Origin of the sequence: Pleionea sp. CnH1-48, assembly GCF_024124665.1 — a bacterium.
In the GTDB taxonomy this organism is placed as follows: Bacteria; Pseudomonadota; Gammaproteobacteria; order Enterobacterales; family Kangiellaceae; genus JAMXSB01.
This window is the reverse complement of sequence record NZ_JAMXSB010000021.1, coordinates 1-12,658: the sequence shown is the minus strand read 5'-3', so window position 1 is coordinate 12,658 and position 12,658 is coordinate 1. Positions and strand designations below refer to the sequence as shown.

9 protein-coding genes are annotated in these 12,658 nt (G+C 42.6%); 5 read left to right on the top strand and 4 right to left on the bottom strand.

Annotation, left to right across the window (positions count from 1 at the left end):
* From NH399_RS24625 to NH399_RS24615, 3 genes are all read left to right on the top strand, one after another.
* Positions 1-2,487 (top strand): TonB-dependent receptor, encoded by a 2,487-nt coding sequence (locus NH399_RS24625; RefSeq protein WP_253044089.1) that lies wholly within the window; start codon positions 1-3, stop codon positions 2,485-2,487.
* A gap of 11 nt (positions 2,488-2,498) precedes the next feature.
* The gene (gene bla / locus NH399_RS24620; RefSeq protein ID WP_253044088.1) at positions 2,499-3,242 is read left to right on the top strand and encodes a subclass B1 metallo-beta-lactamase; all 744 of its coding nucleotides are present in this window, start codon (positions 2,499-2,501) and stop codon (positions 3,240-3,242) included.
* Positions 3,243-3,497: 255 nt separating this feature from the next.
* Positions 3,498-5,795 carry a DUF5916 domain-containing protein gene (locus tag NH399_RS24615; RefSeq protein WP_253044086.1) on the top strand — a complete coding sequence of 766 codons (2,298 nt, stop codon included), beginning with the start codon at positions 3,498-3,500 and terminating at the stop codon, positions 5,793-5,795.
* Between the two features lie 25 nt (positions 5,796-5,820).
* Here NH399_RS24615 and NH399_RS24610 read toward each other — a convergent pair whose 3' ends face one another.
* A complete protein-coding gene (locus tag NH399_RS24610; RefSeq protein ID WP_253044084.1) occupies positions 5,821-7,851 on the bottom strand; it encodes a winged helix-turn-helix domain-containing protein in 2,031 nt (676 codons plus the stop codon).
* Positions 7,852-8,283: 432 nt separating this feature from the next.
* Here NH399_RS24610 and NH399_RS24605 point away from each other — a divergent pair, with 432 nt between their 5' ends.
* On the top strand, positions 8,284-10,587 hold the full coding sequence (locus tag NH399_RS24605) for a hypothetical protein (protein WP_253044083.1): 2,304 nt from the start codon (positions 8,284-8,286) through the stop codon (positions 10,585-10,587).
* 281 nt (positions 10,588-10,868) lie between these two features.
* Positions 10,869-11,525, top strand: a complete 657-nt coding sequence (locus tag NH399_RS24600; RefSeq protein WP_253044082.1) for a hypothetical protein — start codon at positions 10,869-10,871, stop codon at positions 11,523-11,525.
* 201 nt (positions 11,526-11,726) lie between these two features.
* Here the strand turns inward: NH399_RS24600 and NH399_RS24595 are convergent, their stop codons facing one another.
* The 3 genes from NH399_RS24595 to NH399_RS26050 form a co-directional block, all read right to left on the bottom strand.
* Complete coding sequence (locus NH399_RS24595) at positions 11,727-12,194, bottom strand: hypothetical protein (protein WP_253044080.1); 468 nt, start codon at positions 12,192-12,194, stop codon at positions 11,727-11,729.
* 106 nt (positions 12,195-12,300) lie between these two features.
* On the bottom strand, positions 12,301-12,543 hold the full coding sequence (locus tag NH399_RS24590; RefSeq protein ID WP_253044079.1) for a hypothetical protein: 243 nt from the start codon (positions 12,541-12,543) through the stop codon (positions 12,301-12,303).
* A gap of 27 nt (positions 12,544-12,570) precedes the next feature.
* Entirely contained in the window at positions 12,571-12,657 is an 87-nt protein-coding gene (locus tag NH399_RS26050; RefSeq protein ID WP_371876119.1) for a hypothetical protein, read from the bottom strand.
* Between the last annotated feature and the right edge of the window lies 1 nt (position 12,658).

Below are 12,658 nucleotides of genomic sequence, written 5' to 3'. Positions count from 1 at the left end.
TTGCGCCGTTTATTATCTTCCTTGATTCAGTTCGGATTTGGCTTAGCTTTGCTGGCAAGCTTTAGTGCCACCGCCCAAAACCCTCCCCGCTATCAATTCTCAATTGATGAGCAGCCTTTGCACAAAGCCATTTTAGAGTTCGCAGTCACACTCAACCTGGAGGTGGTGTTTCTTTCTGAGTTAACCGAAGGACAAACCAGTCAATCGCTAACGGGAGAGTTTACTCTCAAAGAAGCATTAGATATTTTATTTGCGCAAACGGATCTGCAGGCTAATATCACCACCGAATATTCCATCGTGATTCGTCGCCGCCCGGTTACGAAGCCTAAACTTAAGCCCGTAAAGATTTATGTACCCGAAAAAACTTCTCAGGTGACTGAAGCACCAGATGACAGAGTGGTTCGAGTTGTAGGAAAATTAATATCCCCCTACCGATTACACGCTACGCTTTCGAGCACTAAAACTCAGCGAGATTTTTTAGAAACGCCGCAGATGGTCAATGCCCTGTCGGATAGACTCAAACAAGACACTGCCTCGCGCGATTACTCAGAGTTAAGTCAATACGCCTCATCGGTCACGTTTTTGGAGCGCAACGCAGGGGTTACCAATGAATTGAGGTTAAGAGGTTTTTCGTACCCGGCATTAAAAATAGATGGTGTATCCGCTCACGGCTATACCTCTCCTCCTGATTTGGCTTTTGTTGATAATCTCGAAGTCGCCAAAGGCCCAAGTTCTGTTTTGTATGGACGTATGGAGCCTGGAGGCTTAATCAACTTATTGCTAAAACGACCTGGTGAAAGTCGCTCTTCCATACGGTTAAGCAGTGCCGAAGATGGATTTCAACGACTCGAGTTAAACGGTGACTTTTCTATTACTGAAGATTGGGATCTTCGCGCCATCAGTTTTGTTCAAAAAGATGGAGAGCGAGAGAACTTCACATTGAATGACGCCGAAGGATTTTATCTAAATACTCGTTACGAATGGCATGATGGCGCCTCCTGGAATCTACGCTATCGCTATGAAGAACAAAATGCCGCTCAGCACTTTGGCTCTATATCCAGTCAAGTGGAGCGAGAGGTAGAGTTGGTTTCTACCCCCAACGGTATCGCTCTTATCACACCTATAGACAACGATTTCTTAACCACCTTGGCGCTCAAAAAAAACAACGGGCATATCAGTCTGGAAGATTGGCTCATTGGTGATTGGGCATTACAAGCTCACTTGCAATTCGAACGTTATGAATCCAATAGCGAAACGCTTTTTCCTTTTATTGCCAACTTTGAATTTGAATACGAAGGCATTACCTACAACCGAAGTAATATTACTGATGCTCAATTAAACGACGCCGACTTTCTTGAAGCCATGAACGAAGCCTTCGCTGCTTTTGATCCAGATATTCAAACCATCGATTTTGAGTCATTGATTTTACCCAATACGTCAGAGTTCTTAAGCAGTGAAGTGATCTTGGTGAATAAAACACAAATTTGGGGGCATTCACTGGAACAATTATATGGCCTCAACTTGAGTCGCTCTCAACCGGGCCAATTAGTATGGCAAACTCACGATAACCGAGGTTCATTTAATGCAGGCATTAATGAGCAGGTGGTGATCAATAATCCTGACGTGCCCATCGATTTTACCGAAGACAATATCGCTTTGTTTGCTCAATGGGTATTAAGTTGGGGAGACAATGCCACCTGGTTTATCGGTGCACGGCAAGATGATTTTCGCATAGAGTCACAGCCTCCGTTTCAGGCCGATCAACGAAGTTATTCAGAACTGTCTTATCGCCTGGGTTGGGTTTATCGTTTAAATGCCAGCAGCAGTGTCTACGCAAACTACAGTGAATCTTTTACACCTCAATTTGAATTGATAGAAAGTAACAATGGCGATCAAGTGACGATTCGTTTGCCTTCACCCTCTTATCAATGGGAACTCGGGCTCAAACAGCTGTGGCTGGATGAACGCCTGCAAAGTAGCTGTGCACTGTTTGAAATCAAAAAAGAAAACATTATTTCTTTGATTAACGCTCAAAGAAACAAAGGTATCGAATGTGATCTGGCTGGAGAGCTAGCCGAAGACTGGCAAATCATACTTTCTGGCACCTATTTAAGAGCCGAAATCACCGAGAGCCATGCATCAGAAATACGCAGCAAAACACCGCGTATGACGCCCGAAAAAACCCTCCAACTGTGGCTGAACTACAAGCAACAGCTCTCAGATAGTAATCACCTGTTCTGGGGACTGGGATATCGTTATGTTGACGAACGCTTTGCCGATGACGAAAACCATTTTCTTTTCGAACCCTACCATCGTATGGATGCCAGTTTGCGGCTACAGGTTAACCGACGCTGGGAACTTGGCGTTCACATAAAAAATTTATGGAACCAAAGCTACGTAGACGGAGTCTTTAATAACTTCCCCTTCTGGGTGAATGAAGGTCAAAAACGCACACTGGAAGTCACCGCTCAGTACCAATTTGATTAGAGGAAATTAACGTGCAGCGAGTCACTCAAGGATTACTGCTTTTGATAAGCATCAGCTTATGCAATTCAGTATTCGCCAAACAGTCCCAAAAAGTAGAAATAAATAAACTGACCGACGGTGTCTGGGTACATGTGTCAGAACACACATTAAGCAATGGTAAAACTTATCCTTCTAATGGCCTGATCATCCAAGATGGCAAAACGCTCACTCTGGTGGATACTCCCTGGGATGCTCCGAAAACCCAGATTTTAATGAAACAAATACAGCAACAAATCAATCTGCCCATCACTAAGGCAGTCGTCACGCATTTTCACTATGACCGAACGGGTGGAGCCGATGTATTGAAAACGGCAGGTATCCCAGTTTATGGGCACCCACTCACAAAACCCCTGGCGCTCAAAGAAAACAATCCAACTCCCGATCATTTGCTACAAAAACTGGGCACCATCAATACCAAAGTGACTTTAGGCAATATGCAGCTGATGTACCCCGGTGCCGCTCACGCTGAAGACAACATTGTCGTATGGTTACCCGAACACAAAATACTCTATGGAGGATGTGCCGTACGCGCAGCCGAAGCCAAGACAATGGGTAACACTGCCGATGGAAATCTGGTTTCCTGGCAACATGCCATGGACCATCTGATGCAAGCGTTTGCAGATATTAAAGTCGTTGTACCAGGCCATGGTAACAGCGGCACTAAGAAGCTCATCACTCATACTCAGCAGCTGTTAAAAACCCGCCTTTCGAAATAACTTCAATAGCTCTAGGCCACTCAGCTTCGACACCGAGTGGCCTAGAGCGTCAACTCAACGACTATTTTTTGCCCACCTCTCTTTTAAATTCCATTTTTGAAGAGTTTTCAAACAGCCTTTGTAATCCATTGATCTTATTGAGCTTTTATTTCTTTCAGCTGTTGGTCCATCCTCTGTCACAACTTGGTCACCTCTTTTTATGAGTTATTTGCGAGCATTTGCAGCTACAAAATATCCGCTTTAAGAGAATCCAATATGTTAGTTAAAACCATCGATAGTGTTAAAAACTGTCTAACCTTAATAAGGAATAGACTGTTTGTTTTTACGGTATTTGCGACCGCTGCTCTTCCTGGTCACACCATGATAGTTGATGGAAAATTAGACGAGGCCGAGTGGCAAAACGCCCAAGTGTTTACTGAGTTTGTGCAGAGTTTTCCTAACACAGGTCAGTCTCCAAAAATGGCAACAAAAACCCTTTTGCTCACTCGTAAAGAGGGCATTTATGTGGCCTTTGTCAATCAACAACCTTTTGCAGCTCGTTCACGACGCTACAGCGGTCATGACCAATACACCAGTGCAGACTTTAATATGGTGTTTATTGATTTTAACGGTGATGGCAATACCGCCTACGAATTTGTAGCCACTCTTGGTGGCGGCACCATGGATGGTACTTACAGCCGCGGCAACAACAGCAACCGAGATTGGGATGGCCCTTGGACATCCGCCGTCTCAGAAGACGAAAATAACTGGTACAGCGAATTTTTTATTCCATGGTCTATTGCAACTTATAAATCACAATCTGCCGAAGCCAACAACCAACGTAATATTCGGGTGTACTTTCAACGCAATAATGTCTTTGCCAGCGAAGCCTATTCTTTTCCAGATACCAATCGCGGTCGTCCTAATTTCACTTACGAATACGCGCCCGTCAGCATCGATTTTCAGAGTGCTCAATCTATTTCGGCCAATGGATACTTAGCCACCGAACATGACCGAACAAAAAGCAGCCAGCAATGGGATGCAGGTCTGGATTTTATCTGGAAGCCAAATGCAGCCCAACAATTTATAGCCACCATCAATCCAGACTTTGGCCAGGTAGAAAGTGATGAACTCATTGTTAATTTTTCTACGATAGAAACATTACGAACCGACAAGCGCCCTTTCTTTACCGAAAACCAAAGCTTGTTTGATATTAGAGGGCCAGAAAATTTGCGCCTGTTTAATACTCGACGTATCGGCGGACTTTCTGACGGTGGCAGTGGTCAAATCCATGATGTGGATCTGGCGCTAAAGTCTCTAACAGCCTTTGAGTTTACTGACTTGGGAATCTTCTTTGCCCAAGAAGATGATCTACCGGATTCAGAAGGCAAAACCTTTTTAAGTGCTCGTTGGTTGCATTCTAAAGACCAGACAAACTTCGGTCAGTTAATTAACTGGGTAAATAACCCTACTCTTGACCGCGAAGCCATCACAACTAACTTTGACATTAATCATACCTTCTCACCACAAACTAAATTGTTTGCTAATATCATTGGCTCTAAAATTAGTCAGCCTAACAATAGCCAGACAGACGCAACGAGCAACAACACAGGGCTTGGTGCAACCATTAGTGCGAGTTATCGTCCTCAACGCACCTTCGAGAATCTATTTGAGCTGAGCTACTTTGACGAAAACCTTGAACTCAATGACCTGGGATACCTTGCCAGAAATAACCTATGGCTCACTCGCCTGACTTCCAAATACAACGACTACCGATTCACACCACAAAGCCTACTGCGCCGACTTTACTATCAAGGCAAATTGACTTACTCCAACAATACGCAAGGAGAAACTCTGCCCTGGAGTGCAGAGTTTACAAGTGCGCTTCAATTAAAATCCAAAGACTTCTTTTTAGTCTCACTTAATTATCAAAACGAAGGCACTGATGATTTAATTAGTCGCGGGCATGGTAGTGTTCAATTGCCTTCCCGCAAAAAGATCCGATTGCGCTATGCTTCGCCGTCTCCAGCAGATTTTTCTTACTCTGTTGATGCCTATTACTATCAAGAAGGAGTCAGTGAGTATGCAAAAAAATGGATCTTTGATAGTAAGATTTACTTTTCCGACACCTTTCGCTTAGATGCAACTTATACTTATATTGACAGTGACGATTGGCTATTGGGCAATAGCGATGGAGAACTCAATCAATATCATCGACGTTTTAACAAGTTAAATACAAAATGGGTTGCCAAGATCAATCAGCATTCTGATATCGCTGCAACCTTTCAATGGTATGGTTTAAAGAGCAAAGGCCAGCAAACATTTGCAGTCGGAGCATCTGGAGAGTTGCAAGCGACTAACGCTGCTCCAGACAACTTCATTCATAGCCAGTCGGCTCTTCAGCTGCGTTATCGATACCGTTTTGCACCACTCTCAGATTTCTATCTGGTCTACCTACGTAATCGATTTATCAGTGAACAGGATTTATCATTATCCTTTAGTGATCTCTTTCATTCTACAGAACCCAATCCTGATGAAGACCGACTAGTGGCCAAAATACGATATCAATTTTAAGTAAAAGATCAGTGGCTCAATGGTTTTATTGAGCCACTAATTCGATCAAGTTGGATTCATCACTCGATACAACCGTCACAATGACTTTATCAATCCCTAATGGCTCAAAGGCTCCAATTCGAGTACCAGAATAAAGTATTTTACGATGTCCATTGCGATAACTGACCAACCTCTCAGTTTGAGAGCTCTTGATTCGTTCAACAACAAACAAACTCTCCTCCTTCATAGCCCAATGTCGTAGCTCGGAGTCTTCTGGAGCCTGATAAAAAACTTCGCTTAAAGGTTCCCCATCTTTATAGGGCTGAACTTTGTTGTCGCCAACTAAAGAATAGTACCAGAGCTCTGAGCGCTTATCATAATAAGCAAGAGACACCCCGTTTTTTAACAGTGAAGTTTCCTTACTAGACAATTTAAATTGATAGAGAAAAGTCTGCTGCTCTTTACGATAAATGTAAGTAATACGGTCTTTATCGAGCCACTGTATATATCGAGGTTGTTGATGCTCTAAAGCAAGAACCTTAGCAGAACCAGACGCAATTGAGTAAATATGAACTTGTTGATTGGCTCGAACCAATAGTTGCTCATTATCTGGCGACCAACGAATGTCATAGATATAAAATGATTCGTCAAACTGACTCAGCTGAGTCAAGCGCCCATCTTCATTATCTTTTAACCAGATCTGAGCTTTACCGCTGCGCTTGGAAGCAAAAGCCAACGTCTTGCCATCGTGGGACAATACCGCGTTGTAATCAGGGTAAGACGAGTTGATCATATAGCGTTGATTGTTGCCATTTATTTCTACTATATCCCTGTCGACAATCTGACTGGTCATAGCGAAGCTTTGAGTGTTACCGACTCTAACCACTTCATTTAAATAACTCATGCCTGACGCTGTTAAGGTGCTCTGCTCGCCAGTAAGATAATGACGAATGATTTTATGAGAAGGATGCTGACCAATATGGACGAAAGAGTCGCCTTGATGATGCCAGTCAAACTGTCTTACATTTGATGAAACAGGTAAGTCAGCAATCCTGCTAAGGTCATCCATATTAACAACACGAATAAAATGTTTCGCTTTATCATCACTCAACAAAAAAGCGCCTAACTTTCCTTGTCGCTCCGGTATGAAGTACAGCAGATTGAAACCTTCTGTAGGCACCTCAACAACTTTTGATTGTTTGGTTTTGATATCAAAATAAAAGAGCCTGACTTGATGATCTGCACTGTGACCAATCCAATAAACTCCAGTACCTTGAGGCGCCCAAACGGGGTTCGCTTGAATATCAACAGAACACTCAAATAAGGGCTCTACTAAAGGCTGAGTTTCAAACAACAAAGTAACAAGCTTCACCCAGCAACTATTGTCAGTACCTTCACTATAAACCACCGCAGATTCGGTAGGAGACCACTGTGGCTTTGCATTTGAATCTTTAAGAGGAACTAGAGCCATTGGTCCACTCTGTTGTCGCTCTGACAAAAATAGCCAGGGTTGTTGCTGTTTATGCCCTACATAAACAAAGTGTTTTCCATCCACCGAGAAGCTGGGATGGTACTCCTGTCCAGTTTCACTGGTGAGTGGACGGGTATCATAAAGTGTTTCTTTTGACTCTGTGTTATCAGCACTCCACCAGAAACTACCCAAAATAAGAATGCTTAAAAACACAGCAATCAACATTGGGCTTTTCGACGTTGCCTTTGGCTCATTTTGCGCGGAAGCTTCTTTGGAATCTTCTTCACGAATATCTTCAACCTTAGCAACCAGCCGATAGCCACGTTTGGGTACGGTCTTAATATAGATAGGATCTCGGTAGTCATCGTCCAGCGCTTTGCGTAAGCGTGTTACCGCTCGGCTAATGGTATTATCTTCAATCACCTGCTCAGGCCAAACTTCATCAGCCAACTGCTCTCGACTCACCACATCGTTCTGGTGACTCACCAAAAGCGACAACAAGCTCATCAGTTGCGGCTCTAACTGCAGTGTTTCTCCTGACTCAACTCGAACAAGTTCGCAGCGAGACGGATAAACGCACCATTGATTAATTCGATAAGGACCCATAGATTTCTAAGGTAATGACCAACTCGGTCTATTCTAGATGGAATGGGGTTATAGTATCGTGATTTACTCAACCTGAAAACCTCCAGCCAATATCAGGTGGGTGAATCCCCTCTGTGAGTGTCACTATGATAATATGCTCTATCGAGCTCTTCTGGCAAAGGCCTAATAGTGGTTGCAATGAGAGCTATAACACAACACGAATAGTCCAGACTAACGAATAGAAGTGAGTCAAAGAGTTGGAAAATGATCTCTATGAACCTCATATTAGCGAAGCTCGAGACTTAATAAAATTTAGAGAATCCATGCAAGATATCTAGCCCTAAACTATGTGAGCCAAGTCTCATCCGTTAGCTATTTTCGTCAACTTTATTCCTCAGCTCCACCATAGCTCCGTCTTCACTATCATACGGCCTTTCTTTAGGAGCTATTTGCATGAAATCAATGTGTCGACTTTATTGTATCTCAATATTATTAACCACTTCTTTGATGGCGGGATGTGGAGGAGCATCAGAAGACAATCAAACAGCCACTCCCCCTCCTCCCCCAGACAATGGAAATCCAGGTAATGGTGGAAACAACGATAGCCTATTTAAAAATCCGATTATCTACGTACAACAAAAGAAAAGCATTGCAGGTGAGTTTCAAATTAATGATATTCATGGCAATTTTTTGGGTGACAACCCACCCGCTGATCAACCCATAGGCGGTAATCTGTTCCGACTGGACCCAGGTTCCAATCAGCCCGTCAACCTGACTCAAAAAACCAATGCTGCCGTAAGAAACCCAGAAGTTTCCTGGGATGGCCGCAAAGTTATTTTTTCGATGAAGCTTGGCGAATATGGCTTATGGCAAATCTACGAGATAAACGTCGATGGCAGCGGTCTAAAACGTATCACTCATACCACTCACAATGAGACAGAACCCGCTTATTTACCGGATGGTCGTATCGTATTTGCCTCCGACCGAGGCAAGGTTTTAGATCCCTACGAACAACACCCTGTCGGTTATCTCTACATTATGAACGCCGATGGTTCTCAGCCTTTTATGATGACCTCCGATCCCGGTGGTGATATGACACCAACCATCAGCGAATCAGGGAAAATACTTTTTACTCGTTGGAGTGCAACCATTCGTTTTCCAGATCTGGTTCAAGCGGATACCGAAGATCCTTTTGATCCTTTAGATATCAGCCGTTTTTTATTATGGGAAACCAAACCTAACGGTTACAGTGATGCTCACCCTATATTTGGAGCTCATTTTCCGCCCGACTTTAAAGGAGGTTTTGTACAAGCAAGACCATTATACGATGGTACAGGACGTATTGTATCGACGATGGCGACAGCAGAAACCTGGGGCGCGGGCGCCGTTGTTATTATCGACCCCAAAGCTGATGGCCTGACAGCCAAGCCACAATTTATCACACCACAAGTTGCTTACAGTTTCGAAGATCCTATCCCTGATGGTGAAGGCCGTTACCGAGATCCTTATCCAATGAAAGACTCTGGTTTTATCGTGAGCTTTGCACTAGGCCAGGTATTAAATCTGTGTTGCGACGATGAAAGCAGACCCGAAGTACCCGACTTTGGTTTATACAAACTCTCAAATGATGGCAAGCGTACTTTAATCTTTAACAACACAGAATGGTGGGAGTTAGAGCCCGTTGAAGTAGTTGCTCGAACTAAACCACCCGTACTCAATGACACTGCTCGTACTGATGTGAGCTGGGGCATTCTGAATACCAAAGATGTTCGCCTGCGCGAAAGAAACGGCAACGATCCTCAGTCAGAACAAAATGAAAATCAAGCCGCTTTCGTCAATATCTATAAAGCGGTGCCCTCTCACTACACCTTCGCAGCCTTTCCAGGCTACCGACAGGTTTATCCAGCGTTAATAGGTCGAGCCCCCGTTGCAAGCGATGGTTCTTTTGCAGCTAAGGTTCCAGCGAATGTTCCGTTACTTTGGGAAACTGTCGACAATCAGGGGAATGTCATTATTCGTGAACGTTTTTGGAATGCCGTCAAACCAGGAGAAGTTCAAACCTGCAGTGGTTGTCATTCTCCTCATGATAAATCAGAAGGAAATATTTCCAACCTTGCCCTGAATCAACCAACCGATCTTACACAAGTTGATTTGTCTTCTTTAATTCCAGGTTCCAACGATCATGCAAACGCTTGTCAATTTGAGTGGCATACTGAACAACCACGTCGAATTATTCGTGCGACAGGAATTTCTGACAACAAACTCGAATGTCATGATGGTGACCCCGCTTGCGATCACGATGCAGAATCGGGCTTTTGCAGCTTTCAAATCGGTGGATGTATCAACGTCAACGACCCTCGCCAGTATCTTAAGCAAACCACTCAATGCAACAGTCACAATATTCATTCGCTTGAATTGTTGCAAACTCAAACAGGCTCGGTGTCACTATCTGACTTTAGCAACAAACTATCACAGCTTGGCACTCATGTGTTTGTTAATGGTACTCAAACAGCAACAGGAAGTGCACAAACTGGTTTCGCTTGTTCAAACAAAGCAACGATCAAGTTACCAATCAATACCACCGAAACTCTTACAGTGATTACAACCAATGATCAATCCATTAATACTCGCAGTGAGTTAACCTTGCAGTGTAAGCCCGTTGCTCAAGCACCGACTTGTGAAAGAGAGTGGTGTTTCCCGACACCAAGAGTGGGTAATGAAACGCCAGTGCCCGATGATAATCCGGTCAGCTTTTAAGCGTTAATATAGAAGTGAGCCTCCCGTTTTATAACTAAGGCTCACTTGCACTTATTTATAGACACTGACTAAAAGTCTGCCATGGACTAGAGAAGAATGACTGTTTAAATAGGAAGTCACTGACAGAGCGATTCCACCCAACAGAAACACTCAAGTTGAGATTCATATAAACTATAGATAATTCTTCTTTTTATTTCTTCCTCCATATTCTCTCCTAATTTGCTACTTAATCTACCCTCCATCAAAAACATATAACAAACCAATAATTAACAGGAAAAAATATGACTTTTAAAAATTTGATGATGAGTACTTTAGTTAGCATATTGTTTGCTTCACAACCATTACTAGCATCTAACACAACGGTTGAAAGTGTGGATGACATTCTGGAAAGCATGGAAAGTCTGAAAGGTGATGACGACTTTACCAATGAGCTTATCTTTGTTAAACATATGTTCGATGATGCCAACCATAAGTTCCACAAGAACGATGGCGAAGTTAGAGATATTGCAAGACAGATGATGGTTAACACTTCACTTGTCACCATAGAAAAAATGCGTGAAGCCGTTAACATGCAGCTGTCAGGTGCTGTTGTAATGCCAATCACCGAGCAGGGTTTTATTTTGCTATCGGGATTGATCGATACAAGTATTAAACGACTGCAAGAAGATTTTCAACAGAGTGGTTTTGACCTGAAAAACCTACAGGCTTTATATCAACTGGCGACAGCTAAAAGCGTAGTCACCAAAACTCAGTTCTTTATGAACTACGACCAAAATGTAACTCTAAACTTTATGGCCTTTATGAACTGGTTAGTAGACAACAACGTCGCCTATGATCTGACTGTGTTTAAAAATGGCATGGCTGGTGAATTAATCGAAGAAGTAGGTGAAGATTACATTGAGTACTTATTAGGTGCTAATTATGTGATGTCTAATTAAACATTAAAGAAAGATAGAGAAAACCCTCGACCTTTTGGCCGAGGGTGTCAGAGCTTAGTACTCGACAAGTGAAACCAATAACAAGCTCATCTTTTTGATAAATATCAATAGAACTCGTCCAAGCTATAATGACCAAATAAAATGATGGTTTTCAGAAACTGTTTTATTCCCTTATAAATATCCTATACCATCTCTATTTTCTCAATCTCCGCTTTTTAGGTGCTCAGCTAATTTTGCCTGAAAATCATCTAAAAGAGACTCTACAAATGGTGGAAGCATCTCTATCACCTCACTTATATTTTGATGGACTAGCTCTTTTTCGTAAAATTGATCCCAACCAATATAACTACTTGACCAACCAATCTCCCCCTCTACAATCCAATTGTTATTAGATCTCCTTATCAAAAGGGAAACCCCCATTCCATCCTGTTCATCAGGCCCTTTTAAGTTTAAATCAGCATCTAATGCAATATTCAGTGTTACACCATCCTGAGCATAGTCATTCTCTGTTTCAGTTGACTCCTCGGAATAAGATGGATTTACACTCACAACAACTGATTTTACTTCAGACTGTTTTTGCACATTAATTTGGGCTCTACGAAAGGAAGCACGAACCACTCCCAACGCTCTTAAAAAAAATGATACGAGTTGATTGCAATCTTTATCCATAACTAACCTATTTAGCTTTCTTTTTTTTGGGAAATTTACCATGGCCTACAGTAGCGACTCCAGCTAAGTATCGCTCAACAATAGCGGGTATAGAAAACAGCCGAACCTATCGATGAATGACCTCTTGATCATCCCAATCAACAAAACCTTCATCATTTAGGCGTACAACAAGATGATAATGACTCGATATAACAGCATAAGCAGCTATTTCAATTGAGAACACTTTCTGCAGCTCAGGCAAGCCTGCCGAATTCCCATTGCTTTCAGTGTCTATAGCGTATCCTCCCACATAAAATAGCACGTTTGACACAATGGGAAATACAGTAGTAATACGAAATGTAGTGGTCAAGTATTTTCGTACCTACATTGAAAGACCTTATGCTGCTTCAGCATCTACGGGCGTTAAATATTGGTTATAACTATGTCCACGTTCATGGTTGTAATGATGAATATATTGAGCAATA